Raw genomic sequence first — 25,282 nt, 5'->3', positions numbered from 1 at the left:
ATCATGGAACGTACCCTCAGTTCCGGTCTGGTTTTTGAAAGCAACGCCCAGCAATCCAACGCCTCGATGCCGCTGCGCGCACTGTCCACCCTGCTGCTGTGGCAGCGCCGCATGGCCAGCCGCCGTCAACTGGCTCGCCTGGACAGCCGTCTGCTGGCCGACGCCGGCATCAGCGAGTCGCAGCGTTACGAAGAGCTGAGCAAGCCTTTCTGGCGCTAAGCACCGGCTTGCCGGCTTCGGCCGGCACCGCTAATTCCCAAACCCGTTGCAGGTAACTGCGACGGGTTTTTTATTTCCAGGCCGCACGCTAGAGCCGCTCGTAGGCTTACCAGTACAGTTTTAAATAAACCAAAAACATACAGGTACAGTTAATTGGCGTGCCGTTCATTAACCTCCACAAACAACGGCGCGTGATACGCTTGGCTTAACAGTCTGTTGAAACCCACTGTTAAACGTACCGCGACGAGCTGTGTGAGCGTCCGATAAGCAGAACCACTCGATCCTAGTCCAGGAGTCCACCATCATGTCCCGTAAACACCTGATTGGCGCCGCCCTGATGCTGAGCCTGGCCGGCACCGCAAACGCCACCAGCTTCGTTGTCACCACCGACGCCGTCGTTGGCGCAGTGGCCGCGTCCACCGATGCCACTTCCGATATCTCCTCTTCGTTCCGTGACGACAAGATCGTCCAGGCCGCCCGTGACGACGCCGCCAGCTTCGTTGGCAGCCAGGGCGACATCCGCGGTGCCAAGCTGGAAAGCGCTTTCCTGCACATCCGCTCGCAGATGCCGGCTCTGCAAGCAAGCGATGCACAACTGGCCCAGGCCATCCTGGCGCTCTGACCCCGGCTGAGCCGTTCAGCTGTGCGGGTTTCCACACGCACAGCTGCACCCGCCTTTGTCGCCCACTTTCCCAGCCGTTATAGAGCCCATGCGTTATCTGTTGCCGCTGCTGTTCTCCGTTGCAGGTATGGCCAGTGCCCATGCCATGGATACCACCACGCAAAGCCTGGTCATCACTGGCTATGTCACCAGCCAGGTCACCAGCGCACCGTTTGATCGCAAAGTGGTCCGCCAGGCACGCGACGATGCTGCCGCCTTCGTTGCCAGTGACGGCCAGATCCGCGGTGTGCGGCTGGAGGCCGCGCTGGAATCATTACGCCACAATTGTTCACAGCACGCCGTCGGCGATCTGGAACTGGCGCAGGCAATTCTCGTCCAATAGCTACATCTGACTCCTTGTATTTTTTCGGAGATGCTCCATGCGTAAACCGCTGATTGCCGCTACCCTCGGCATGCTGCTGCTGGCCGACCTGGCCCATGCACAGACCTTGGTGGCCACCAGCAACATCATCGTGCGTGCCTTTGGCCGCTCGATCGACTTCACCTCAGACACCACCACCTCAATTCGCGACTCCAAAGTGGTACGCGAAGCCCACGATGACGCCGCCAGCTTCGTCGCCAGCAATGGCGACATTCGCGGTGTCCAGCTTGAGGCCGCCTTCAGCACCCTGCGCGAGCGTGTACCAGAAGCACGCGGCGCCAGCGACCAGGTACTGGCCGAAGCCATCCTCGCGCTGTGAACCGCATGCGTACCTGGCTGCTCGGCTGCGCCCTGACGCTGCTCGGTACGCCCGCATTGGCCGACCTGCAGCTCCAGCTGCAGGCATCCGGCCTCGACCCAGAACAAACCCAAGCCACCCAGGCCTTGCTTGACGAGGCCATGGGCAAGCTGCCCCCTCGCTTCAAGCAGCAGCTGGACCGCCGCGTGCGGGTGAGCTGGAGCGACACCATGCCGGCCGATGCCTACGGCCAGGCATCGCTGGTGTCCACCCTTGAGCTCAACCGTCGCTTGCTGCCCAGCCTCACCGACGGCAGCGCAGCCACCGAGCGCACCAACCGCCCACACGGCACCGTACGTGAAGAACTGCTGGCCACCGTGTTGCACGAGGTCACCCATATCTACGACCGTGCCCGCCTGTGGACCGGTGCGGAAAATTCGCTGATTGCCCGCTGCAAGCGCCAGCAAGGCACGCTGGGCAAGATTGGCCTGCCCGAAGAATGCCGCGGCCAGGCCGAGCGCCGCTTCACCCTCAGCGACGACCCGCGCCTGCTCGACCTGGCCGGCTGGCAGCAATACGTGGGCCGACGCGGGGAGCGCGAACAGCAGAATGGCCAATTCGTGCGCAGCCCCGACAGCTATGAGCTGAGCAGCCCCAAGGAGTACATCGCGGTCAACATGGAGTACTTCCTCCTCGACCCGAGCTACGGCTGCCGCCGCCCGGCGCTCAACCAATACCTGCGCGAACACTTCGGCTGGGCACCCCAACAGGACACTTGCGCCAAGGGCCTGCCGTTCATCAACGCGGGCAGCGACTTCGCCCGCCAGCCGCTGGGTGAAATCGACCCCGAGCGGGTGTATGAAGTGGATTACCTGCTGGCCGAAGCCAACCAGAACCTGGTCAGCCGGTGGGGCCACAGCATGCTGCGCCTGGTGATCTGCAAGCCCGGCCGCCCACGCGGGCCGGACTGCCGCCTGGACCTCGACCAGAGCCTGGTGCTGTCGTACCGCGCCTTCGTCAACGACGTGCAGCTGTCCAGCTGGGACGGCCTGGTCGGTGTCTACCCCTCGCGATTGTTCGTACTGCCGCTGGGCCAGGTGATCGATGAGTACACCAAGACCGAACTGCGTAGCCTGGCCTCGGTACCCCTGAAGCTCAGCCGCGATGAAGTCGAGAACCTGGTGCGTCAGGCCGCCGAGATGCACTGGAGCTATGACGGCAACTATTGGTTCCTGTCCAACAACTGTGCGGTGGAGTCACTGAAACTGCTGCGCAGCGGCACCGCCAACCCACGCCTGAACGACCTCGACAGCATCATGCCCAACGGTTTGCTGGCCGTGCTCAAGGGCAGGGGGCTGGCCGACACCAGCGTACTCGACGACCCACGCGAGGCGTTGCGCCTGGGCTACCGCTTCGACTCCTACCGCGACCGCTACCAGGCCATGTTCGAGGTACTGAGGAAACAGCTGCCGATCAAGCAAACCCTGGTTGAAGACTGGCTGGCCCAGGATGCCGAACAGCGCCGCCCCTGGTTCGCCAAGGCCGACCTGCGCACCAGCGCTGCGTTGCTGCTGCTTGAACAGGCCAGCTTGCGCCGGCAACTGCTACTGGCACAGGACGAGGTCAAGCAACGTTACCTGAATGCCGCGGCGCGGAAAGATGGCAGCATCAACAAAGCTGACGCCACCCTCAAGCAGATGCTCGCCAACAGCGGTTTCCTCAGCCGCCCGGCAGAGTTGCTCGATGCCAAGGGCTACGGGCTGCCACAACCCGAAGAGCGCAAGCACCTCGAGCAGGTCAGCAGCGAACGCCAGGCGCTGCTGCTGCGCTTGAGCACCAGCCTGGACAAAGAGGTGAGGGCGCTGCTGGAACCATCACGGGCCAAGGAAATTGCCGCGGTCGAGGCCAATGTGAAGCAGATCGGAGAGCATTTGCGGGCGCTGCACAAAGCTGCGGGTGGCCTGCAATTGTGATGTTGCCGGTGCCGACCTCTTCGCGGATAAACCCGCTCCTACAGGGGTATGCGTAGCCTGTCGGAGCGGGTTTACCCGCGAAGAAGCCAGCACAGGCAGTACAAAGCCTACAGGCTCTCCTGCGCCTCCGACGGCAAATCCTCATCCAGATGCAACCAGGGCAACCGGCTGCCCACCCAGATATGCCGGTTGGCCCGCACCCGCTCCGGGTGATCCAGCGTCGCCACCGTCACGTCGATCGTCTCAGGGCTGTGCGTGGTCACCAGCGCGACGTGCGCCCCACACTGCCCGCAGAAGTACCGGCTGCAACTGGCCGGTGCCACATAGCAGTGCGGTTCACCCGCCAGCCACACAAACCCCGAACGGGGCAAGGTGAGCCAGGTCACCACCAGCCCACCGCTTACCCGGCGGCAAATCGTGCAGTGGCAGTGGGCAATGTCTGTCAGGTCACCCTCCAACCGGTAACGCAAGGCGCCGCAATGGCAGCCCCCTTCGGTCACATTCTGCATCACCTACCTCTCGTCGCCTTTGCCTCAGCGAAAGCTGGCTGAAAGCTTGCCCTCATAGGATAGCCGCCACTACCGGCACTAGACCGGTCAGCCAGGGCACCCGGTAAACACCGCGCCCGGCCCAATCAACAACAACAATGGTGATTCTGATGTATTCCTGTGCCCGCCTTCCTGCAGTCCCCCTTCGCATGCTCCCTGCGCAGCGCCTGACGCGCTGATCCGCCCGAATCGACTTTCCTTTCGCCGCGCCACGCCTGGAGTATTGCCATGCTGACCTTCCTCGGCTTTGCCATGGTCATCACCTTCATGTACCTGATCATGACCAAGCGCCTGTCGGCCTTGATCGCACTGATCCTGGTACCGATCCTGTTCGCCCTGTTCGGCGGTTTCTCCGCCAAGATCGGCCCCATGATGCTCGAAGGCATCAGCAAGCTCGCGCCTACCGGCGTGATGCTGATGTTCGCCATCCTCTACTTCGCCCTGATGATCGACTCCGGCCTGTTCGACCCGGCCGTGCGCAAGATCCTCAAACTGGTCAAGGGCGACCCGCTCAAAGTCTCGGTCGGTACCGCCGTGCTGGCCCTGGTGGTCTCGCTCGACGGTGACGGCGCCACCACCTACATGATCTGCTGCGCCGCCATGCTGCCGATGTACAGCCGCCTGGGCATGAGCCCGCGGATCATGGCCGGCCTTATCATCCTCGCCGGCGGCGTGATGAACATGACCCCTTGGGGTGGCCCGACCGCCCGCGCCGCCAGTGCCCTGCATGTGGACCCTTCGGACATCTTCGTGCCGATGATCCCGGCCATGCTGTTCGGCGTGGTGGCGATCCTGGCCATTGCCTACATGTACGGCAAGCGTGAACGTGCCCGCCTGGGCGAACTGCACCTGCCGACCGACGACATCGACCACAGCGAAATCACCGTTTCGCAATTCCCGGAAGCACGCCGGCCCAAGCTGCTGTACTTCAACGGTGCCCTTACCGCCGCCCTGATGGCCGCGCTGATCGCCGGCGTGCTGCCACTGCCCGTGCTGTTCATGATCGCCTTCAGCATCGCCATGATCGTCAACTACCCGTGCCTGCAGCAGCAGAAGGACCGCATCGCCGCCCACGCCGGCAGCGTTCTGGCCGTGACCGGGCTGATCTTCGCTGCTGGCATCTTCACCGGCATCCTGTCGGGTACCGGCATGGTCGACGCCATGTCCAAGAGCCTGCTGGCCGTCATCCCCGAAGCGCTGGGCCCGTACCTGGCGGTAATCACCGCGATCGTGAGCATGCCGTTCACCTTCTTCATGTCCAACGATGCCTTCTACTACGGCGTATTGCCGGTGCTGGCCGAAGCCGCCAGCCACTACGGCATCACCCCGGTAGAAATGGCCCGTGCGTCGATCGTCGGGCAACCGGTACACCTGCTCAGCCCACTGGTACCCTCCACCTACCTGCTGGTGGCCCTGGCCGGCATCGAGTTCGGCGATCATCAGCGCTTCACGCTCAAGTGGGCAGTGCTGGTGTGCCTGTGCATAATGCTCGCCGCGCTGCTGATGGGGATTTTCCCGCTGTTCAGTAGTCTTTAATACATACGTATAACCTACGCAACGCGCCCTGACTGGGGCGCGTTGCCATTACCGCTCGAAGGAAATTACATGGAATGGCTGACCAGCCCGGAAATCTGGGTTGCCTTTTTTACCCTCACCGCGCTTGAGATCGTCCTCGGGATCGACAACATCATCATGATCTCGATCCTGGTCAGCCGCATGCCCAAGCACATGCAGCCGCGCACCCGGATCTTCGGCCTGGCCCTGGCCATGGTCACCCGTATCCTGCTGCTGCTGTCGATCACTTGGGTCATGCGCCTCACTGCCGACCTGTTCGTGGTGTTCGGCCAGGGCATCTCCGGACGGGACCTGATCCTGTTCTTCGGTGGCCTGTTCCTGCTGTGGAAAAGCTCGCAAGAGATCTACCACGGCCTGGAAGGCGAAGATGAAAGCCCGGATGAGCCCAAAGGCGCGGGTGGCAAGTTCTTCTATACCATCATCCAGATCGCCATCATCGACATCGTGTTCTCGCTGGACTCGGTAATCACCGCAGTGGGCATGGTTTCTCACGTGCCGGTGATGATCGCCGCCATCGTCGTAGCCGTGCTGGTGATGATGCTGTGCGCCGGTGCCATCAGCAATTTCATCGACAAACACCCGTCGCTGAAGATGCTCGCACTGTCTTTCCTGATCGTGGTCGGTACCGTGCTGATCGCCGAGGCTTTCGAGGTGCACGTACCTAAGGGTTACGTCTACTTCGCCATGGCGTTCTCGCTGGCGGTGGAAGCCATCAACATCCGCATGCGCACCGCCTCAGCCCGCAAAGAGGGCAAAGAGCAAGACCCAGTGAAACTGCGCAAAGACATTCCGGGTCAATAAAACCCGGAAGTGCAAAACAGAAAGGGCCCTTCGCAGGGCCCTTTTTTCATGTCTGATCGGTTTCAAACAAATGACAGCCATGCGAAGCTGGCGACAGCTGCGCAAAACAACTAAAGCTTTGAGTGAGCACTGAAAATTCTTCAAAAGCTCACGTATCTTTTCTTGGCCCGGTGGGCCAGTGCAACAGGGGGCCTTCGCCATGCTGACCCTGCTCAACCTGCTCTCAGCCGTGACGCTTCTGGTCTGGGGCACCCATATCGTGCGTACCGGCATCCTCCGGGTATTCGGCTCGAACCTGCGGCGCATCATCAGCCAGAACATGGACAAGCGACCGCTGGCGTTCATCGCCGGCATTCTGGTCACCGCCATGGTGCAGAGCAGTAACGCCACGGCCATGTTGGTCACATCTTTCGTCGGTCAGGGCCTGATGGCCATGACCCCGGCCCTGGCGATCATGCTGGGTGCCGATGTGGGTACCGCGCTGATGGCCCGTGTACTGACCTTCGACCTGTCGTGGCTGTCACCGCTGCTGATCTTCCTGGGTGTAATCTTCTTCCTCTCGCGCAAGCAGACACGGGCAGGCCAACTGGGCCGGGTTGGTATCGGGCTTGGCCTGATCATTCTGGCACTGGAGCTGATCGTGCAGGCAGCTGCGCCGATCACCCATGCCCAAGGCGTGAAAGTGCTGTTCGCTTCACTAACCGGCGACATCATGCTGGACGCCTTGGTCGGCGCCATGTTCGCCATGGTTTCCTATTCCAGCCTGGCCGCCGTGCTGCTCACCGCAACGTTGGCAGGCGCCGAAGTCATCAGCCTGCCGGTGGCCATCGGCCTGGTGGTCGGCGCCAACATCGGCAGTGGCTTGCTGGCCTTCATCAGCACCAGCATGCAGAACACCGCCGGGCGCCGGGTGGCGTTGGGCAGCCTGCTGTACAAGCTACTCGGCCTGCTGCTGATCATTCCCGTGCTGCACCCGCTGGTGGAGTGGATGGACTCGCTCAGCTTCAGCCCGCAAGAGCTGGTGATCGGCTTCCACCTGCTCTACAACACACTGCGCTGCCTGCTGATGCTACCCACAGTCAAACTGATGGGCCGGCTGTGCAATACCCTGCTGCCCGAGCGCGAAGCCGGCAACGGACAAGTGCGCCCACGCCACCTCGACGCCTCGGCACTGGAAACGCCCAGCCTGGCCTTGGCCAACGCCTGCCGCGAAACCCTGCGCCTGGGCGATATCGTCGACAGCCTGCTCGAAGCCGTGCTCGGTGCCCTGCGCGGCACCCAGACCGCCCTGCCGCAGCAGGTCCGCGTCCTGGGCGAAGACGCCGAGGCCCTGTACAGCGCGATCAAGCTGTACCTGGCGCAAATGTCGCGCGAGGACCTCAGCGAGCCGGACAACCGCCGCTGGGCCGAGATCATCGAGCTTGCGATCAACCTCAAGCTGGCCTGCGACCTGATCGAGCGCATGCTACGCAAGGTCCAGCAGCAGAAAACCAGTCAGCGCCGGGAGTTTTCCCAGACAGGCCTGGAGGAGCTCACCGGCCTGCAGGAGCAATTACTGGCCAACCTGCGCCTGGGCCTGTCGGTGTTTCTCAGTGCCGACCCGGAGAGCGCCCGCTTGCTGCTGCGTGAAAAACGCCGTTTTCGCGCCCAGGAACGGCGCTTGGCGCACGCCCATGTCAGCCGCTTGCAGCGTAAGGTGGTGCAAAGTATCGAGACCAGTTCGCTACACTTGGAGCTGATTGCCGACATGAAGCGGTTGAACTCTTTGTTCTGCAGCAGTGCCTATGTGGTACTGGGCGGCTCGGACACCGGCGGCCTGATGCTCGACAGCGTGCCGGACGAAGCCCGTCTGCCCTGATTTTGCCTACCAGAGGATTCTCGCTCGCCCATGCGTTGCCTGATGTTCGTTTGCCTGCTGATCTGCAGCCTGCCCTCATTGGCCCTCGACCGCTCACGCGTTGAGGGCTACCTGCTGCCCAACGGCCTGCAGGTCATCCTGAAAGACGGCTACGAGCGTGACCATGTGGCGATCCGCCTGGTGGTAGGGGTAGGCCTGGACGACTTCGATTGCGAGCAGAAAGAACTGCCGCACCTGCTTGAGCACCTGCTGTTCAGCGGCATCGACGAAACAGGCGAGGGCGGCCTGGAAGAGCGCTTGCAAACCCTGGGCGGCGAGTGGAACGCCTATACCAGCAGCGCCGACACCACCTTCGTGATCGAAGCCCCGGCGCGCAACCAGCGCAAGGTACTCGACCTGCTGCTGGCGGTCATCCGCGACACCCCTATCGATGCCAAGGCCCTGGCCACCGCCAAGCGCATCATCGAACGCGAAGATGGCGGCCATTATGGCCACCTGCAGCGCTGGCTCGACCGCCAGGACATCGGTCACCCCGCCAGCGATCAGCTGGCCACCGAGCTGGGCCTGAAATGCCCGGAGCGCTCCAATATCGACGACATGACCCTGGAGCAGGTGCAAGCCTTGCGTGACCGCTGGTACGCGGCCAACAACATGACCCTGATCATGGTCGGCGGCCTCGACCGCCTGCTGCCGGCTTATCTGGAACGCACCTTTGGCGAACTGCCAGCCACCGAACCGGAGGAGCGCCGCAACCTGGAGAGCATCACCCACCAGGCCGAACAACGTCGCGACCTGACCCGGGGCTGGCTGGGTGACAGCGTCAAACTGCACTGGCTGTTCATCGAGCCGGTGCTGGACAACGACCACCAGGCCACCCTCGACCTGCTGTCGCGCTACCTGGACTGGGCGCTGTACGACCAGCTACGCCTGCGCAACGGGCTGTCCTACGGTCCCTCGGTGCAGCGTGAGAGCTTTGGCGACACCGGCCTGCTCAGCCTCAACGCCGACCTTGAGCGCGATGACATCGACAAAGCGGTAAAGGTAATGCAGGCCCTGTTCGAGCACCTGCGCAAGGAAGGCCTGGACCCGGACACCTTCGCCCGCATCAAGGACGCTAGCGTCGCCAAGGAAAGCTGGAGCACCCAAGGCAACAGCGCCCTGGCCGACTATTACTGGGGCGCGCTGAACGACTATACCGACGGGCGTTTTGCCAACCCGGTGCGCAAGCTGCGCCAGGTCAGCCTGAAACAGGCCAACGCGGCGCTGAAAGAACTGCTCAGGGAAGAGGGCTACCTGCGTATCGAGAAACCGTTGCTTGGCTACGACGAGCTTTACGGGCTGGCCGCCTTGCTTGTGGGGCTGATACTGGCGGCAGGGTTGCTGCGCTGGCGACGTCATGGGCCTGAACGGCCGAGTGGTGCTACACGGGAGCGGTGAATCGGCGGTATCCTTTTGCCAGTACCGGCCCCTTCGCGGGCGTTATCGCCGAACCCTGTGGGAGCGGGCAAGCCCGCGAAGGGGCCGTACAGCCACCTCATCCTTTCTGTTGTAGCCCCCAATGCCCCAAATCCCCCATATCGTCCAGCGCATCATCGAACTGCTCAAACGCTACCCCGGCATCATCGCGCTCGGCGGTTTCCTCTCCGGTATCGGCAGCTTCATCCTGGTCGACCGCCAGGCCGGCCTGGCCAGCTGGGTTGCCGTACTCATGCTGGTCAGCTGGGTCTGGCTGATGCTGGAAAACACCCTCACCGGCCTGTTTGCGCGCACCTTCAACCGCGAAATCCCGCAGCCGCTGCTGCGCTACGCAACGCAGATGATCCACCAGGAAACGCTGTTCTTCGTGCTGCCGTTCTTCTTCATCACCACCACTTGGAACAGCGGACAGCTGGTGTTCACCGGTTTGCTCGGCGCTGCGGGCCTGATTTCGATCATCGATCCGCTGTACTACAAATGGCTGGCACCGCGGCGCTGGCTGTTCCTGGCGCTGCATACCCTGACGCTGTTCGCCGCCTTGCTGACCGCGCTGCCGATCATCCTGCACCTGACCACCGCGCAAAGCTTCAAGCTGGCCTTGATCGCGGCCATGGCCCTGTCGTTCCCCAGCCTGGCCAGCAGCTTCCCGATCAACAACTGGCGCCGCGCCGTGGCGCTGGTACTGGTTACCCTGTCGGTCGGTGCCGGGGGCTGGCTGCTGCGCTCCTGGGTACCGCCGGCCACCCTGTGGATGACCGAGGTGGCGGTGAGTACCGAAGTGCTGAACCGCCAGCCAGGCGAGTCGCTGGATGAAATTGCCGCCAGCCGCATACGCAGCAGCGGCCTGTACGCCTATACCGCCATCAACGCGCCACGCGGCCTGAACGAGCGGATCTACCATGTGTGGCAAAAGGACGGTAAAGAGGTCGACCGCATCGCCCTGGATATCCACGGCGGGCGCAAGGAAGGCTACCGGGCCTGGACCCACAAACAGAACTTCCCGCCAAACCCGGTGGGCAAGTGGCAGGTGAGGGTGCTGACCGAAGATGGCCAGGTGATTGGCGTACTGCGCTTCAAGGTGGTCGACGATGCACCGGTTGGAAGTTGAAATCCATGCTTACGCATTACCTGTGTAGGAGCAGCCTTGTGCTGCGAAGGGGCCTGTACCGTAAACCACTTTTGTGGGCGCTCACGGCCTCTTCGCAGCACAAGGCTGCTCCTACAGGTCGCGATGCCGAACCAAGAGACAGCACATAATCACCAAACAGCCCATGCCCGCTGCGCTATGATCAGCCCCTAAGCCTTAGCGCCGAGTCAATTGCATGGAGCCTATGACCACCCCCAGCGCCACCCTGGACGCCAGCAGCCAACCGGCCTGCCTGCGCATAACCGGTGACTGGACCCTGGCGCACTACGCCAGCCTCAAGCGCGAGAGCGAACAACTGCGCGCGCAATACACGGCCGACACCATCGCCGACCTCAGCCAGCTGGGGCGCCTGGACACCGCCGGGGCCTCGCTGCTGACCGAGCTGCTCGGCTCCGAGCGCCTGGCGCACTGTACCCAGGACCTGCCCGAAGCCAGCCGCGCGCTGCTCAAGAGCGTCTACTGCTCGGTCCAGGACTACTGCATCCCTGTCAAGGAACCCGAGCGCAACGTACTGCTGATGCTGCTGGAGCGCATCGGCCGCGCCGTCGCCACACTGTGGCAAGACTCCTTGCAGTTGCTCGGCTTCATCGGTGTCATCCTCGAGACATTGCTGCGCCGCGCCCTGACACCGCACCGCTGGCGCCTAACGCCGGTTGTGGCACATATCGAGCAGACCGGGCTGGACGCGGCCCCTATCGTTGCCTTGCTGACCTTCCTGGTAGGCGCGGTGGTGGCCTTCCTCGGTGCCACGGTGCTGGCCGCGTTCGGCGCGACCATTTTCACCGTCGACCTGGTGGCGTTCTCGTTCCTGCGCGAGTTCGCCGTGCTGCTCACCGCCATCCTCATGGCCGGCCGCACCGCCAGCGCCTTCACCGCGCAGATCGGCTCGATGAAGGCCAACGAAGAAATCGACGCCATCCGCACCCTGGGCCTGAACCCAATGGAGCTGCTGGTGGTACCACGGGTTCTGGCACTGCTGATTTCGCTGCCCTTGCTCACCTTCATCGCGATGATCTGCGGCATTGTCGGCGGCGCGGTGGTATGCGCCCTGTCGCTGGATATCTCGCCGGCCATGTTCCTGTCGCTGCTGCAAACCGATATAGGCGTGCAACACTTCCTGGTGGGCTTGGCCAAGGCGCCGTTCTTCGCCTTCCTGATCGCAGCCATCGGCTGCCTCGAAGGCTTCAAGGTCAGCGGCAGCGCCGAATCGGTGGGCGCACACACTACCTCGGCGGTGGTGCAGTCGATTTTCGTGGTCATCGTGCTGGACGCCGTGGCCGCGCTGTTCTTCATGGAGATGGGTTGGTGATTGATCGGGAAAAAGTGATCGAAGCCCGCGGCATCTGCAACCGCTTCGGCCCCCAGGTTGTGCATGAAAACCTTGACCTTGACCTGTACCGTGGCGAAATCCTCGCCGTGGTCGGTGGTTCGGGCAGCGGCAAATCGGTACTGCTGCGCAGCATCATTGGGCTGCGACGGCCCAATGAGGGGCTGATCAAAGTGTTCGACCAGGACCTTGCCGGCTTGGGCGAAGAACAGCGCTCGTTGGTCGAACGGCGCTTCGGCGTGCTGTTCCAGAAGGGCGCGCTGTTCTCTTCGCTGACCGTCACCGAGAACGTGGCCTTGCCGTTGATCGAACACGCCGGGCTGTCCCGCGCCGATGCCGAGCACCTGGCCGGCGTGAAGCTGGCCCTGGCCGGGCTGCCGATCTCGGCCGCCGACAAGTACCCGTCCTCGCTGTCAGGGGGCATGATAAAGCGTGCAGCGCTGGCCCGGGCCCTGGCCCTGGACCCGGACATCCTGTTTCTCGACGAGCCCACCGCCGGCCTGGACCCGATCGGCGCCGCCGCGTTCGACCAGTTGATCCTGACCCTGCGCGATGCACTGGGCCTATCGGTGTTCCTCATCACACACGACCTCGACACCCTTTACACCATTACCGACCGCATCGCGGTGCTGTCGCAGAAAAAGGTCCTGGTGGCCGGCCCGCTGGCCGAGGTCGAACAGACCAACGACGCCTGGATTCAAGAATACTTTCACGGCCCACGCGGGCGCGCCGCCGAGCAGGCCGCCACCCGTGCCGGGCAGGAGCGCTGAGCAATGGAAACCCGAGCCCATCACGTTCTTATCGGCCTGGTCACCGTCCTGGTGGTGGCGGGTGCCATGCTGTTCGGCCTTTGGCTGACCAAGTCCAGTGTCGATGACGCCTTCAAGGATTACGAAGTGGTGTTCAACGAAGCCGTTTCCGGCCTGTCGCGTGGCAGCCCGGTGCAGTACAACGGCATCAAGGTGGGCGATGTGTCTACCCTGCGGCTGGACCCGAACGACCCGCGCCGGGTACTGGCCCGGGTGCGCCTGAGCGGTGACACCCCGGTAAAAGAAGACACCCAGGCCAAGCTGACCCTGGCCGGCGTGACAGGCAACTCGTTCATCCAGCTCAGCGGCGGCACCCCGCAAAGCCCGGAACTGAAAGGCAAGGATGGCAAGCTGCCGGTGATCATTGCCTCGCCGTCGCCGATCTCGCGACTGCTCAACGACAGCAGTGACCTGGTCACCAACATCAACCTGCTGCTGCACAACGCCAACCAGATGTTCTCCGAAGACAACATCGGACACCTCAGCAGCACCCTGGCCAACCTCGACAAGACCACGGGGGCCTTCGCCGGCCAGCACGGCAGCATCGCCCAGGCCATCGAGCAACTGGTGCAGGTAGGCAAGCAGGCCAGTGCCACGTTGGCCGAAACCCAGGCACTGATGCGCAATGCCAACGGCCTGCTGGCCAGCGATGGCAAGCAGGCAATCGGCAGTGCCGAACAGGCCATGCAATCCCTGGCCGAAAGCACTGCCACGATCAACAACTTGCTGAAAAACAACAGCGAGGCCATCGGCGACGGCGCCCAGGGCCTGAACCAGCTCACCCCAGCCATTCGTGAGCTGCGCGAAACCCTCAACGCGCTCAAAGGCATTTCCCGGCAACTGGAGGCCGACCCGAGCGGCTACCTGCTCGGCCGCGACAACAACAAGGAGTTCCAGCCATGAAACCGTCGATGCGCCTGCTGGCCCTCGCGGCCGCGCTTAGCCTGGCCAGTGCCTGCTCAATCCTGCCCAAGACCGAACCCTTCGACCTTTATCGCCTGCCGGTAAACCAGCCCAGCCGCACGGCGGTGCCGCTGGACTGGTCCTTGCGCCTGAACAAGCCGCTGGCCAGTGAAGTGCTGGCGGGGCCGCGCATTGCCGTCATCCCGCAGGGCGATGTGGTCAGCAGTTACAAGGGCGCGCGCTGGAGCGATGCGGCCCCGGTGCTGCTGCGCAACCGCCTGCTCGATGGTTTTCAGCGTGACGGCCAGGTGCAGCGCCTGAGCGCCGACGACAGCAACCTGCAGGCCGACTACGAGCTGGCTGGCGAGCTGCAGGCCTTTCAGAGTGAATACCGCGCGGGCGGGGCAGTGGAGGTGGTGATCCGCTACGACGCGCGTCTGGTCCAGGGGCGCGACCAGCGCATCCTGGCCAGCAAGCGCTTCGAAATCCGCCAGCCGCTTGCCGACAAGCAGGTGTCAGCGGTGGTCGCCGGCTTCGGCCAGGCCAGCGACCAGCTGGTGGGGCAGGTGGTGGGCTGGACCATTGGCCAGGCCAACCAGGCTCAATTGAAGGTTCAGGCGAAGAACCAGTAGCAGATGAAGATCGCCGCAATCACCCCGGACAACTCGGCCAGCAGTGCGCAACCCACCGCATGGCGCACGCGCTGGATGCCCACGGCGCCAAAGTACACGGCCAGTACGTAGAAGGTGGTTTCGGTGCTGCCTTGAATCGTTGCCGCTACCAGGGCCGGGAAGCTGTCCACGCCTTGGGTCTGCATGGTCTCGATCAGCATGGCCCGAGCTGCGCTGCCGGAGAACGGCTTGACCAGCGCGGTGGGCAGGCCCTCGACGAAGCGGGTATCCAGGCCCATCCAGTTCACCGCATGGCGGATACCGTCCAGGGCCAGCTCCAGGGCGCCAGAGGCGCGCAGCACACCCACCGCCACCAGCATCGCCACCAGGTACGGCAGCAGGTTCTTGGCCACGTCGAAGCCTTCCTTGGCGCCTTCGACAAAGGCTTCATACACCTTCACCCGCCTCATGGCACCAATCACCAGGAACAGCATGATCACGCCAAACAGCGTGAGGTTGCCCAGGATCGATGACAGGCTAGCCAGCGCGGCGGCCGACAGGGTGCCAAGAAACGCCATGAAACCGCCCAGCAGCAAAGCGCCGGGGATGAAGTAGGCAAGCACCACCGGGTCCCACAGACGCAAACGCTGCATCACAGCCACCGACAGCAGGCCGACCAGGGTCGAGACGCTGGTCGCCAGCAGGATTGGCAGGAACACCATGGTCGGGTCGGGCGCGCCCTGCTGGGCCCGGTACATGAAGATGGTGACCGGCAGCAGCGTCAGCGACGAGGCATTGAGCACCAGGAACAGGATCTGCGCGTTGCTCGCGGTGGTGCTGCTGGGGTTCAGCTCCTGCAGTGCGCGCATGGCCTTCAGGCCGATCGGCGTGGCGGCGTTGTCCAGGCCCAGGCCGTTGGCGGCAAAGTTCATGGTAATCAGGCCCAAGGCAGGGTGGCCGGGCGGTACCTCAGGCATCAGGCGGGCAAACAGCGGGCCCAGCACCTTGGCCAACCATTCGACGATACCGGCCTTCTCGGCGATCTTCAGAAAGCCCAGCCACAGGGTCAGTGTGCCGAACAGCAGCACCATCACCTCGACCGACAGCTTGGCCATGGCGAAGATGCTTTCGACCATTGCCGCGAAGATGCCAGCGTTGCCGCCTACCAGCCATTGGGCCAGGGCGGACACCGCCGCCACCAGGAAAAAGCCAAGCCAAAGGCCGTTGAGCATCCGCGTGTTCCCCCTGAAAAATGCCCGAATGATAGCGTATCGCAGCCCCTGACTGGCGATCGCAGACGAGGGCTGCGCCCTCGTATCGCGGCCCCAAGATCTCACAGACAATAAAAAGCCCCGACAGGTCGGGGCTCTTCATCAACCAGCGGTCAGGCTCAGCGCTTGGCGGTTTCGCCAGCGACTACAGCTTCCTTTTTGTCGGCCATCAGCGAGGCGTAGTACTTCTCGCCCTTGGCCGCGTCGTACATGCCTTCCCAACGGGCGATGACCAGTGCCGCCAGGGCGTTGCCCACCACGTTCAGCGCGGTACGGGCCATGTCCATGATGCGGTCGACACCGGCGATGAAGGCCAGGCCTTCCAGCGGGATGCCCACGCTGCCCAGGGTAGCCAGCAGGACCACGAACGATACCCCCGGCACGCCAGCGATGCCTTTGGAAGTGACCATCAGGGTCAGCACCAGCAGCAGCTGCTGGCTCCACGACAGGTCGATACCGTACAGCTGGGCGATGAAGATGGCCGCGATGCTCTGGTACAGGGTCGAACCGTCAAGGTTGAAGGAGTAGCCGGTCGGTACCACGAACGAGCAGATCGACTTCGGCGCGCCGTACTTTTCCATTTTCTCGATCACGCGCGGCAGAACGGTTTCGGAGCTGGAGGTGGAGTACGCCAGGATCAGCTCATCTTTCATGATGCGCATGATCTTGATCACCGAGAAGCCGAACACGCGGGCCACCAGGCCCAGCACCATGAAGGCGAAGAAGGCGATGGCGAAGTACACCAGCAGCACCAGCTTGGCCAGCGGCAGCAGCGAGCTGAAGCCGAAGTTGGCCACGGTCACGGCGATCAGGGCGAACACGCCGATCGGGGCGTAGTTCATGATCATGTGGGTGACCTTGAACATGGTTTCCGAGACGGCCTGGAAGGTGCGTACCAGTGGGTCGCGCAGTTCTGCCTGCAGGCTCGACAGGCCCAGGCCGAACATTACCGAGAAGAAGATGATCGGCAGCATTTCGCCACGCATCAGCGCTGCGAAGATATTCGACGGGATCAGATTCAGCAGGGTTTCGATGAACGCGTGCTCATGCTGCACCTCAGCCGCAGTGGCCTGGTACTTGGAGATGTCCACGGTACCCAGGGTGCTCATGTCGATACCGGCACCCGGGTGGAACAGGTTGGCCAGCACCAGGCCCACGACGATGGCGATGGTGGTCACCACTTCGAAGTAGATGATGGTCTTCAGGCCGATGCTGCCCAGTTTCTTCGCATCGCCTACCCCGGCGATACCCACGATCAGCGACGAAATCACGATCGGGACGACGATCATCTTGATCAGGCGAATGAAGATGTCACCAGCAGGCTGAAGGACGTTGCTGATCCACCATGCCTTTTCTGCACTGAAATGATTCAGTAGCGCGCCGATTGCAACACCCAGCACCAGACCGATAACGATCTGCCAGGCGAGGCTCAGTTTTGCCTTCTTCATGTCTTTACCCTTTGTTCTAGTGGTCATGGCACCTGGCGGATGCACGCGTAACAAAGCCATTGGCAAGGTCACGTACAGCAGAAGATTCCGTCCGGCGACTTCATGTAAGGACACCGCAGGCGAGCGACAGGGCGCTCTGGCCAGCGAAAAAGGCGGCAACTATTGCGACGGCAAGGGGCGAAAGCTAATGCCGGAAACGCATACCCCATACCGTTTATGCATATCGATTTGCACGAAAAGAGGGCGTTCGCAAGTGCTTGATTTATAACGTTCGGAATCCCGAACAAGACCAAACCGCCAGATTTCGGCAGATTTAACGGTACACAAAGGGCGAAGAAGATGGCTTGTTCGACAATCCGAATGGCGTAAATGCCACTTGTAGAAGCAGCCAAGAGGTCGAAAAAAATTTGATGTACGGTCGAGACAAAATGTGTCTCAGGGGAAAAAACGCGCAAGGAAAGCGACGTTTCCTACAGGGCTCCTCGGAAGTCAGGTCTGCCAAGGTATCCCTGTGACACCGCAGACCTGATACTTCCGATTCCGCCTTTCCTGACCCGGCCCATTGCTGGAGGTACTCCCTGTACCCCTAGGCCACTCCGATCCTGTAGCAATCAGAACAGCCCGACCCCTTGGTCATGTGCTGCCCCTCCTCGGGGCGGCGCATCATAGAAGGCTGAACTATAGAAAGGTTCAGCTTCTATTACGTGACAGTCGGTGACCTTTCATCCGTACCCGCAATAAATGCTCAATACCAGTTCGGGTCACGCTTGAGCTGCTCCCGAAGCATCGCCTTCATGCCGTCGTCGGGTTCGCCCAGCCAACGGTACTGCGCATGGCGAGTAGGCGACTTGTCGCTCGGTAATCCTTCAGGTACCTCCACGAGCATCCCGTAGGCATCATCCTTGTCCCAGCTGAAGGCAACGATCAGGCGCTTGTAGGTGCACTTGTCCTGGGCCTCGCACAGGGGGCCGACCAGGTACTTGTCGCCATCTTCGCTAACCGCGGACATCTGCTCCTGGGCACTGCCGGTCAGATTGACCACCCAATCGGGCAGGCGTTCCTCGCCCTTGATCGTGTCTTGCCAGGTTTCCCGGTACTCCGGGTCCGAGCCGAGCAACTGGTCGACCCGGACCTGGCCGTCATTGGCCGCCATCGCCGCCGCACTGCCACCCATCAGCAGGGCGGCAGCCAGGGCTGTTGAAAGCATCCTGCCCATCTTCAACCTCGTCCACGTCCAAAGAAGAAGGAGGCTACGAACAGCACCAGGAAGACAATAAACAGGATCTTCGCGATACCCGTCGCAGCGCCGGCGATACCACCGAAGCCCAGTACGGCAGCGACAATGGCGATGATGAGGAAAGTGATAGCCCAACTCAGCATGGTGGTTCTCCTTTCTTTTTCAGAATCGGTCCGGCCGGCAGGTCAGAAGACCCAACGGTCCTGTGGTACGACATTTTCCAAGGTGGCCGGGGAGGCAGTCGCCTGGCCAGCTGGCAGCGGGTCAGCGGCCTTGACCAGGGTATGGGCACGGGTTGCCTGAATCTGCGTCAACAGTGCAGTCTGCGCTGCTACCTGCTCAGCCAGGCGCGCGGTCTGCCAGCTGTAGTAAAAGAGGCCAGCGGCCAAGGTCAGCAGCAGCGCCATGCCGAGTGTCAGCATCTGGCGCAGGGGCAGTGCAGCTATCTGCGAGCGGTTGACGGATTGGCGGTTCATGCCGGCTCCTCCTGCTGTAATTTTTGTTCAAACCTGAACAGGTAATTGCAGCCTGCATGCCAGCCTTGCCAATTAAATAAAATCCTTATAAATCAATTAGTTAACTAGATAGCGCAGGGACCCCTAGCTCGTATCCTGCACGATGGCGCCTGTGGGGTCGTGCGAATTGCACGATCAGCCTTCCACCTTGGTCGCCACCTTGAGCAAGTCGGCATCCACGCCGCGTACACCGATGATCTGCCGGGCGATCTCCACGGCGATGGTTTTCTGCTCAGCGCTGACTACCTCGCCCGACAGCCGCACCATCCCCGCTTCGCTGGCCACTTTCAGGTTCAGGCCATCGAGATTGCGGCTGAAGCGGTAGCTATTGTGGATCTTGTCGATGATCCAGCTGTCACTCGGCTGCGGCCCGGTTGGCGCGCCCACTGGCGTTTCCCGCGCCTTGGCCATGGCTGCGGTATCCAGGCTGACCAGGTTGTTGACCAGGTGTACGCCGTCGGTGGTACGCGCCACCACGCCTGCCAGCTCCTTGGCTTCGGCACTGTCGACCCTGCCGCGCAACGTCACCACGCCGTCACTGCTTTGTACTTCTATAGGGGCCTTTTCGGTGGTGCGGCTCCACAACAGCCGGGCACGGATCACCGCCGCCAGGGTGGCGTCCTCCAGGCGCTGGGCGTAGGCACGTAGCTCCAGCGGGCGCTCAACCAGTTGGGCATTGAGCTGCAGGTGGTTCTCCACCTGTTCGATGCCCCGGGTGGCCCGGGCCACATCTTCAGCCAGCTGCCGCTCGACCTCGTTCTCCACCTCACCTGAAAGCCGCGCCTGCTTTCCGTCCACTTCTACCTTGATACGAAATGGGTTGAGCATGCGGTTCAATGACAGCGCGGTTTGCAGGGCGCCTTCCAGGCGCGCGTCCTGCACAGGGTCGGCGAAGGCCGGTGTAAATATTGGCAGCAGGGTGGCTGCCAAAACAGCTGTACGCAGGTAAAAGGGCATGGCAGTGCCTCCTTCGTAGGCAAAATCTGAAAATCATCGCAACCAATGTGCCACCGCGTGCCTCTAACCAAATCATTGGAATATCGCGGTCTGCAGGCATCGTTTGGCCATTGGCTAGCATGCAAAGGACAGAATCCTTCAGAATTGACCATGCAACTTGCCCGATTTTTCCCACACTAAATAAAGATCTATCCCTAAGGAGCACAGGAAATGGAATCAGCCCAGGACAACCAAGGCCGCATTCTGCTGGTGGATGACGAGTCCGCGATCCTGCGCACCTTCCGCTATTGCCTGGAAGACGAGGGCTACAGCGTGGCCACGGCCAACAGCGCCGCCCAGGCCGAAACCTTGCTGCAGCGCCAGGTGTTCGACCTGTGCTTCCTCGATTTGCGCCTGGGCGAGGACAACGGCCTAGACGTACTGGCGCAGATGCGCATCCAGGCACCCTGGATGCGCGTGGTGATTGTCACCGCGCACTCGGCGATCGACACAGCGGTGGACGCCATCCAGGCCGGCGCCGCCGACTACCTGGTCAAGCCCTGCAGCCCCGACCAGCTGCGCCTGGCCACCGCCAAGCAGCTGGAGGTGCGCCACCTTTCCGCGCGCCTGGAGGCACTGGAAGGTGAAGTGCGCAAACCCAAGGACGGCCTCGACTCGCACACCCCGGCCATGATGGCGGTGCTGGAAACCGCCCGCCAGGTCGCCACCACCGACGCCAACATCCTCATCCTGGGCGAGTCCGGCACCGGTAAAGGCGAGCTGGCCCGGGCCATCCATGGCTGGAGCAAGCGTGCACGCAAAGCCTGCGTGACCATCAACTGCCCGTCGCTGAACGCCGAGCTGATGGAAAGCGAACTGTTCGGCCACACCCGCGGCGCCTTCACCGGCGCCAGCGAAAGTACCCTTGGACGGGTCAGCCAGGCCGACGGGGGCACGCTTTTTCTTGACGAGATCGGCGATTTTCCGCTGGCCTTGCAGCCCAAGTTGCTGCGGTTCATTCAGGACAAGGAATACGAGCGCGTCGGTGACCCGGTTACCCGGCGCGCCGATGTACGCATTCTGGCAGCCACCAACCTCAACCTCGAAGAGATGGTGCGCGAAAGCCGCTTCCGCGAAGACCTGCTGTACCGCCTCAATGTCATTACCTTGCACTTGCCGCCCCTGCGCGAGCGCAGCGAGGACATCCTGACCCTGGCTGACCGCTTCCTCGCCCGCTTCGTCAAGGAATACTCCCGCCCCGCCCGGGGCTTCAGCGACGAAGCACGCTCGGCCCTGCTCAACTACCGCTGGCCCGGCAACATTCGCGAACTGCGTAACGTGGTAGAGCGGGCCAGCATCATCTGCCCGCAAGAACGTGTGGAAATCAGCCACCTGGGCATGGGCGAACAACCTGCCGGCAATGCCCCGCGCGTGGGTGCAGCACTAAGCCTGGATGAGCTGGAGCGCGCCCATATCGGCGCCGTGCTGGCGGCCAGCGACACTCTCGACCAAGCCGCCAAGACCTTGGGCATCGATGCCTCCACCCTGTACCGCAAACGCAAGCAGTACAACCTATGAAGTGGCCACCCATGAAGCTGCGCACGCGGCTTTTCCTCAGCATCTCGGCGCTCGTGACCGTGGCATTGCTTGGGTTGTTGTTGGGCCTGGTCAGTGTGCTGCAGATGGCCACGGTGCAGCAGCAGCTAGTGCGCGAGACCACCCATGCCTTGGAAGTGGGGCTGAAGTTGCGCCAGAACCTGGGTGAACAGCTGACCCTGATTCTTGATGAAGACACCGCCCCGGAAAGCCTGCGGCTGTTGCAGGAAAACTTCCAGGCCCTGCTAAACCAAGGGCTGGAGCAAGGCGGTGAGCGCACCGGTTTCAGCAAGGCCAGCAGCAATTACCAGACGTTCCTCCAGGCCTATCGCGACAGCACCGCACCCGCTCGCAGCATGGGTGTGGATCAACCGCTGGGGGCCGCGTTCAACCAGGTGCGCAGCGACCTGATCGATTCCCACAGGCAGGCATTGGACCTGATTACCCGTAGCGAGGAACGCACCCGGGACCGCGCCTTGCTGGTCAGTGGTGTGCTTGGCCTGATGGGCCTGGTGGTGCTGGTACTGGGCTTTATTACCGCGCACAACATCGCCCGGCGGTTCGGCCAGCCGATCGAAGCCTTGGCCATCGCGGCCGACCAACTGGGCAAAGGTAATTTCGACGTCACCCTGCCAGTCACCCAGGCCACCGAGCTGAACCAGCTGACCCGCCGCTTCGGCCTCATGGCCGATGCCTTGCGCAAGCATCAGGCCACCAACGTCGACGAGCTGCTGGCCGGCCAGCAGCGGCTGCAGGCCGTGCTCGACAGCATCGACGACGGCCTGCTGATCATCGACCGCCAAGGCCGCCTGGAGCACCTCAACCCGGTGGCGCAACGCCAACTGGGCTGGAACCACAGCCGCGTGGGCAGCAGCCTGGCCGAGGCCCTGCAGCGCCCGGAACTGGAGCAGCAGCTGCGCCAGGTGCTGCGCGGCGGCAGCCTGGACCGGCCGCCGGACGACTTGAACATGGAGGTCGATGAAGAAGCGCGCCTGCTCACCTACAGCCTGACCCCGGTCAGCCACCCGCAGGGCCCGATCCTTGGCGCGGTGATGGTGCTGCACGATGTGACCGAGCAGCGGGCATTCGAACGCGTGCGCAGCGAGTTCGTGCTACGTGCCTCCCACGAGCTACGCACCCCGGTCACCGGCATGCACATGGCCTTCGGCCTGTTGCGCGAGCGGGTCAAGTTCCCTGCCGAGGCGCGCGAAAACGACCTGCTGGAAACCATCGGCGAAGAAATGCAGCGCCTGACCCAGCTGATCAACGACCTGCTCAACTTCTCCCGCTACCAGAGCGGGCTGCAGAAACTCGATCTCGCCCCCTGCGCCCTGGACGAACTGCTGGAGCGGGCGCAACTGCGTTTCGCCGAGCAGGCGGCACACAAGCAGATCGAGTTGACCAAGGAGCTGGAACCGCCGCTGCCGCGCCTGCGGGCTGATGCTGCCCAGCTGGACCGGGTGCTGGACAACCTGCTGCACAACGCCATCCGCCATACCGCCAACGGCGGGCGTATCCGTTTGCATGCAAGACGGCATGCGGAGCGGGTGATCATCAGTGTCGAGGACAATGGCGAGGGCATTGCCTACGGGCAGCAGGGGCGCATCTTCGAGCCCTTCGTGCAGGTAGGCCGCAAGAAAGGGGGCGCAGGGCTGGGGCTGGCGTTGTGCAAAGAAATCGTGCAGCTGCATGGCGGGCGGATGGGCGTGTTTTCCCGGCCGGGGCAGGGGACCCAGTTCTATATGGCGCTGCCGGTTTGACAGTCGCCTGCACCGGCCTCACCGCCGGGCAGGATTACTCAGTGCTCTGCGCGTCGTGGTAGCTGCCCGCGGGTTACCAGCTCGGCAAACTGCCTGGCGTTCAGCGGCCGGGCAAACAGCCAGCCCTGGCCGTAATTGACCCCTTCACTGTTCAGCAGCACCGCCTGGTCCTCACACTCTATGCCCTCTGCTATCACCCGCAGGTGAAGGTCATGGGCCATGCGGATGATATGCGGAGCAACGCCACTGCTGGCGGCATCGTGGCCAAGCGCGTCGATGAACGCCTTGTCGATCTTCAGGCAGTCCACGGGTAGGGTCTGCAGGTAGGCCAGGCTGCAATAGCCTGTACCAAAGTCGTCGATGAGCACCTGATGCCCCGAAGCGCGCAGCGCTTGCAGGTTGTCACGGGCCACCACCACATCCACCAGGCCTCGCTCGGTGACCTCGAAGGCAATCTGGCTGGGCGCCACCCGATGCAAGGCCAGCAGGCGGGCCGCCACCCGGCCGATCCGCGGCACCATCACATCGCAAGCGGCCAGGTTCACCGATATGTACAGTTTAGGGTGCGAGCGCAGCAACTGGCCCAGCTGTTCGAGCACGCGCTGCAGGACAAAGTCGGTGATCTGGCGAATCTGCCCGGTGTTTTCCGCCAGCGGGATGAACAAGTCCGGGCTGGTCAGGGTGCCGTCCGGGCGCCGCCAGCGCACCAGCGCTTCGGCACCCACGCAGCGTCGGCTGTCGAGTTCGAAGATCGGCTGGTACAGCACCTGCAGCTCCCCGCGGCGCAAGGCATGCTGCAACTCCGAGCTCATCGACCGCCGCTGCAGGATCAATTGCAGCACCAGCCAACCAATGCAGCACGCCGCCAACACACTGCCGGGGAACAGCAGCCAGAGCATGCCGTTCATCCTCAATGGCAGGCTGGCCCGCGGGGCAATCAGCACCAGTTGGTAATCCGGCGACTTGGTCGGCATGCGGTAGATCAGGCGGTCGCTGAGTTCAAGTAGCGACTTGTGGCTTGTCGACCAGGCCGAGGGCGGCGGCCACACTTGTGGCGGCCCCAGCACGGGGATGGCGCGGGCACCGTTATCCAGCACCACCACCAGGCTGCCGCCCGGAGGCAGATCGACCACATCGGTCAGGTGCCCGCGCGAGGTGGAGACCACGAACTGGCCTCGGCCTAGCATGAGCGCAGCCAGGTTCTCGTTCGGTTCGGTGGTGGTGTTCAACCAGTAGCTGTAGGTCGGCCCCTGGATATCCGGTGCCCGCAAAGGTTCGAACGCCCGCTCATCACCACGGTTGGAGCAGGCGATATCACCATCCACGTAAGCCGCTTCATAAATGAACCGCGAACTCAGCCCCACCTGCTGCAAGGCCGCCAGCATCGCTGGGCTGCAGCCACGCAAGGGCTGTGCCTGCAACAGGTCTACCCCTTCACGCAGCTGGCCAAACACTTGTTCGAGGCGGTCGAGAAAACGCTCACCCTGGGCGTTCATCTGTTCGCTCTCGCTTTGCTTCATCTGTTGCAGGGCAATACCGATGCTGGCAGAGAGCAACAGGGCCGCGCTGGCCAGCGCTGCCAACGTGGCCAGCATCCAGGGACGGTAAAAAATTTGGCGCAGCAGGGTGATGATGGCTGACATCAAAGGCATCCAGTTGATAATTAAGGTATAGCAACTGGATCGAGAATCACCCTCACCGTCTGGCACTTCGCTGCACGCCACACTGTTTTTTGTGGGAGCGACTGCCGTATTAAAATCCAAAGGTTTGCGCGATCACTGTGGGAGCGGGCGTGTCGGAGCGCCGAACCGCCGCGAACACCGGCGTAGCCGGTGCCATACCGCGCGTCGCATTCTTCGCGGGCACGCCCGCTCCCACAGGGTGGATGCGCCAGCCTGAGTGATGGTGCAAAACGGTTGGGCCTACAGGGC

The 25,282-nt window shown here is 62.7% G+C and carries 24 protein-coding genes; 16 read left to right on the top strand and 8 right to left on the bottom strand.

The window, feature by feature from the left end; translation table 11 throughout:
- Positions 1-3: 3 nt before the first annotated feature.
- From SB756_RS22560 to SB756_RS22540, 5 genes are all read left to right on the top strand, one after another.
- Entirely contained in the window at positions 4-219 is a 216-nt protein-coding gene (locus SB756_RS22560) for a DUF1127 domain-containing protein (RefSeq protein WP_012269957.1), read from the top strand.
- A 304-nt stretch (positions 220-523) separates the two neighbouring features.
- Positions 524-841, top strand: coding sequence for a DUF2388 domain-containing protein (locus tag SB756_RS22555; protein WP_410911917.1), 318 nt, complete (start codon positions 524-526; stop codon positions 839-841).
- Positions 842-929: 88 nt separating this feature from the next.
- Positions 930-1,223 (top strand): DUF2388 domain-containing protein, encoded by a 294-nt coding sequence (locus SB756_RS22550; RefSeq protein WP_410911915.1) that lies wholly within the window; start codon positions 930-932, stop codon positions 1,221-1,223.
- 37 nt (positions 1,224-1,260) lie between these two features.
- Positions 1,261-1,581, top strand: a complete 321-nt coding sequence (locus SB756_RS22545) for a DUF2388 domain-containing protein (protein ID WP_019473446.1) — start codon at positions 1,261-1,263, stop codon at positions 1,579-1,581.
- Positions 1,578-3,533, top strand: a complete 1,956-nt coding sequence (locus SB756_RS22540; RefSeq protein WP_410911912.1) for a DUF4105 domain-containing protein — start codon at positions 1,578-1,580, stop codon at positions 3,531-3,533. The genes SB756_RS22545 and SB756_RS22540 overlap by 4 nt, the downstream gene beginning before the upstream one ends.
- 107 nt (positions 3,534-3,640) lie before the next feature.
- Here the strand turns inward: SB756_RS22540 and SB756_RS22535 are convergent, their stop codons facing one another.
- Complete coding sequence (locus SB756_RS22535) at positions 3,641-4,042, bottom strand: GFA family protein (RefSeq protein WP_410911910.1); 402 nt, start codon at positions 4,040-4,042, stop codon at positions 3,641-3,643.
- A gap of 267 nt (positions 4,043-4,309) precedes the next feature.
- Here SB756_RS22535 and SB756_RS22530 point away from each other — a divergent pair, with 267 nt between their 5' ends.
- The 9 genes from SB756_RS22530 to SB756_RS22490 all read left to right on the top strand — a co-directional run bounded on the left by SB756_RS22530 (position 4,310) and on the right by SB756_RS22490 (position 14,609).
- Positions 4,310-5,617, top strand: a complete 1,308-nt coding sequence (locus SB756_RS22530; RefSeq protein WP_341797237.1) for a CitMHS family transporter — start codon at positions 4,310-4,312, stop codon at positions 5,615-5,617.
- Between the two features lie 69 nt (positions 5,618-5,686).
- Complete coding sequence (locus tag SB756_RS22525; protein WP_341797236.1) at positions 5,687-6,457, top strand: TerC family protein; 771 nt, start codon at positions 5,687-5,689, stop codon at positions 6,455-6,457.
- 199 nt (positions 6,458-6,656) lie between these two features.
- Positions 6,657-8,315, top strand: a complete 1,659-nt coding sequence (locus tag SB756_RS22520) for a Na/Pi cotransporter family protein (protein ID WP_016497438.1) — start codon at positions 6,657-6,659, stop codon at positions 8,313-8,315.
- A gap of 30 nt (positions 8,316-8,345) precedes the next feature.
- Positions 8,346-9,752: a M16 family metallopeptidase gene (locus tag SB756_RS22515; protein ID WP_341797234.1), complete on the top strand. Its 1,407-nt coding sequence runs from the start codon at positions 8,346-8,348 to the stop codon at positions 9,750-9,752.
- Positions 9,753-9,873: 121 nt separating this feature from the next.
- On the top strand, positions 9,874-10,899 hold the full coding sequence (locus tag SB756_RS22510; protein ID WP_410911907.1) for a DUF5924 family protein: 1,026 nt from the start codon (positions 9,874-9,876) through the stop codon (positions 10,897-10,899).
- Positions 10,900-11,113: 214 nt separating this feature from the next.
- A complete protein-coding gene (locus SB756_RS22505) occupies positions 11,114-12,247 on the top strand; it encodes an ABC transporter permease (RefSeq protein ID WP_410911906.1) in 1,134 nt (377 codons plus the stop codon).
- On the top strand, positions 12,244-13,035 hold the full coding sequence (locus SB756_RS22500; RefSeq protein ID WP_341797231.1) for an ABC transporter ATP-binding protein: 792 nt from the start codon (positions 12,244-12,246) through the stop codon (positions 13,033-13,035). The genes SB756_RS22505 and SB756_RS22500 overlap by 4 nt, the downstream gene beginning before the upstream one ends.
- A gap of 3 nt (positions 13,036-13,038) precedes the next feature.
- Positions 13,039-13,977, top strand: a complete 939-nt coding sequence (locus tag SB756_RS22495) for an MlaD family protein (protein WP_341797230.1) — start codon at positions 13,039-13,041, stop codon at positions 13,975-13,977.
- On the top strand, positions 13,974-14,609 hold the full coding sequence (locus SB756_RS22490) for an ABC-type transport auxiliary lipoprotein family protein (protein WP_341797229.1): 636 nt from the start codon (positions 13,974-13,976) through the stop codon (positions 14,607-14,609). Before SB756_RS22495 ends, SB756_RS22490 begins: the two co-directional genes overlap by 4 nt.
- Here SB756_RS22490 and SB756_RS22485 read toward each other — a convergent pair.
- The 6 genes from SB756_RS22485 to SB756_RS22460 form a co-directional block, all read right to left on the bottom strand.
- The gene (locus SB756_RS22485; RefSeq protein ID WP_063424563.1) at positions 14,591-15,820 is read right to left on the bottom strand and encodes a nucleoside recognition domain-containing protein; all 1,230 of its coding nucleotides are present in this window, start codon (positions 15,818-15,820) and stop codon (positions 14,591-14,593) included. The genes SB756_RS22490 and SB756_RS22485 overlap by 19 nt on opposite strands.
- Before the next feature lie 158 nt (positions 15,821-15,978).
- Positions 15,979-17,307, bottom strand: coding sequence for a glutamate/aspartate:proton symporter GltP (gene gltP, locus SB756_RS22480; protein ID WP_016497431.1), 1,329 nt, complete (start codon positions 17,305-17,307; stop codon positions 15,979-15,981).
- A 745-nt stretch (positions 17,308-18,052) separates the two neighbouring features.
- Entirely contained in the window at positions 18,053-18,523 is a 471-nt protein-coding gene (locus SB756_RS22475; RefSeq protein WP_341797227.1) for an inhibitor of vertebrate lysozyme family protein, read from the bottom strand.
- Positions 18,524-18,525: 2 nt separating this feature from the next.
- On the bottom strand, positions 18,526-18,687 hold the full coding sequence (locus SB756_RS22470; protein ID WP_003252966.1) for a DUF1328 domain-containing protein: 162 nt from the start codon (positions 18,685-18,687) through the stop codon (positions 18,526-18,528).
- 42 nt (positions 18,688-18,729) lie between these two features.
- Positions 18,730-19,020 carry a hypothetical protein gene (locus SB756_RS22465; RefSeq protein WP_410911904.1) on the bottom strand — a complete coding sequence of 97 codons (291 nt, stop codon included), beginning with the start codon at positions 19,018-19,020 and terminating at the stop codon, positions 18,730-18,732.
- A 174-nt stretch (positions 19,021-19,194) separates the two neighbouring features.
- Positions 19,195-20,016 (bottom strand): BON domain-containing protein, encoded by an 822-nt coding sequence (locus tag SB756_RS22460; RefSeq protein ID WP_410911902.1) that lies wholly within the window; start codon positions 20,014-20,016, stop codon positions 19,195-19,197.
- Positions 20,017-20,226: 210 nt separating this feature from the next.
- On the opposite strand from SB756_RS22460, the gene algB reads away from it, so the two are divergent.
- Complete coding sequence (gene algB / locus SB756_RS22455; protein WP_341797224.1) at positions 20,227-21,573, top strand: sigma-54-dependent response regulator transcription factor AlgB; 1,347 nt, start codon at positions 20,227-20,229, stop codon at positions 21,571-21,573.
- The gene (locus tag SB756_RS22450; protein ID WP_410911901.1) at positions 21,570-23,351 is read left to right on the top strand and encodes a KinB sensor domain-containing domain; all 1,782 of its coding nucleotides are present in this window, start codon (positions 21,570-21,572) and stop codon (positions 23,349-23,351) included. Before algB ends, SB756_RS22450 begins: the two co-directional genes overlap by 4 nt.
- Before the next feature lie 38 nt (positions 23,352-23,389).
- Here the strand turns inward: SB756_RS22450 and SB756_RS22445 are convergent, their stop codons facing one another.
- On the bottom strand, positions 23,390-24,994 hold the full coding sequence (locus SB756_RS22445) for an EAL domain-containing protein (RefSeq protein ID WP_049273074.1): 1,605 nt from the start codon (positions 24,992-24,994) through the stop codon (positions 23,390-23,392).
- Positions 24,995-25,282 lie beyond the last annotated feature (288 nt).

This window comes from Pseudomonas sp. SIMBA_068 (genome assembly GCF_046534705.1).
Classification (GTDB): Bacteria; Pseudomonadota; Gammaproteobacteria; order Pseudomonadales; family Pseudomonadaceae; genus Aquipseudomonas; species Aquipseudomonas putida.
Note: the sequence above shows the minus strand (reverse complement) of the source record. Positions and strands in the feature narration are given on the sequence as shown.

Bases quoted from the DNA above. Each gene is read 5' to 3' on its own strand.
- SB756_RS22560 (WP_012269957.1), top strand. From the start codon at position 4: ATGGAACGTACCCTCAGTTCCGGTCTGGTTTTTGAAAGCAACGCCCAG.
- SB756_RS22555 (WP_410911917.1), top strand. From the start codon at position 524: ATGTCCCGTAAACACCTGATTGGCGCCGCCCTGATGCTGAGCCTGGCC.
- SB756_RS22550 (WP_410911915.1), top strand. From the start codon at position 930: ATGCGTTATCTGTTGCCGCTGCTGTTCTCCGTTGCAGGTATGGCCAGT.
- SB756_RS22545 (WP_019473446.1), top strand. From the start codon at position 1,261: ATGCGTAAACCGCTGATTGCCGCTACCCTCGGCATGCTGCTGCTGGCC.
- SB756_RS22535 (WP_410911910.1), bottom strand. From the start codon at position 4,042: ATGCAGAATGTGACCGAAGGGGGCTGCCATTGCGGCGCCTTGCGTTAC.
- SB756_RS22530 (WP_341797237.1), top strand. From the start codon at position 4,310: ATGCTGACCTTCCTCGGCTTTGCCATGGTCATCACCTTCATGTACCTG.
- SB756_RS22525 (WP_341797236.1), top strand. From the start codon at position 5,687: ATGGAATGGCTGACCAGCCCGGAAATCTGGGTTGCCTTTTTTACCCTC.
- SB756_RS22520 (WP_016497438.1), top strand. From the start codon at position 6,657: ATGCTGACCCTGCTCAACCTGCTCTCAGCCGTGACGCTTCTGGTCTGG.
- SB756_RS22515 (WP_341797234.1), top strand. From the start codon at position 8,346: ATGCGTTGCCTGATGTTCGTTTGCCTGCTGATCTGCAGCCTGCCCTCA.
- SB756_RS22510 (WP_410911907.1), top strand. From the start codon at position 9,874: ATGCCCCAAATCCCCCATATCGTCCAGCGCATCATCGAACTGCTCAAA.
- SB756_RS22505 (WP_410911906.1), top strand. From the start codon at position 11,114: ATGGAGCCTATGACCACCCCCAGCGCCACCCTGGACGCCAGCAGCCAA.
- SB756_RS22495 (WP_341797230.1), top strand. From the start codon at position 13,039: ATGGAAACCCGAGCCCATCACGTTCTTATCGGCCTGGTCACCGTCCTG.
- SB756_RS22490 (WP_341797229.1), top strand. From the start codon at position 13,974: ATGAAACCGTCGATGCGCCTGCTGGCCCTCGCGGCCGCGCTTAGCCTG.
- SB756_RS22485 (WP_063424563.1), bottom strand. From the start codon at position 15,820: ATGCTCAACGGCCTTTGGCTTGGCTTTTTCCTGGTGGCGGCGGTGTCC.
- gltP (WP_016497431.1), bottom strand. From the start codon at position 17,307: ATGAAGAAGGCAAAACTGAGCCTCGCCTGGCAGATCGTTATCGGTCTG.
- SB756_RS22475 (WP_341797227.1), bottom strand. From the start codon at position 18,523: ATGGGCAGGATGCTTTCAACAGCCCTGGCTGCCGCCCTGCTGATGGGT.
- SB756_RS22470 (WP_003252966.1), bottom strand. From the start codon at position 18,687: ATGCTGAGTTGGGCTATCACTTTCCTCATCATCGCCATTGTCGCTGCC.
- SB756_RS22465 (WP_410911904.1), bottom strand. From the start codon at position 19,020: ATGAACCGCCAATCCGTCAACCGCTCGCAGATAGCTGCACTGCCCCTG.
- SB756_RS22460 (WP_410911902.1), bottom strand. From the start codon at position 20,016: ATGCCCTTTTACCTGCGTACAGCTGTTTTGGCAGCCACCCTGCTGCCA.
- algB (WP_341797224.1), top strand. From the start codon at position 20,227: ATGGAATCAGCCCAGGACAACCAAGGCCGCATTCTGCTGGTGGATGAC.
- SB756_RS22450 (WP_410911901.1), top strand. From the start codon at position 21,570: ATGAAGTGGCCACCCATGAAGCTGCGCACGCGGCTTTTCCTCAGCATC.
- SB756_RS22445 (WP_049273074.1), bottom strand. From the start codon at position 24,994: ATGTCAGCCATCATCACCCTGCTGCGCCAAATTTTTTACCGTCCCTGG.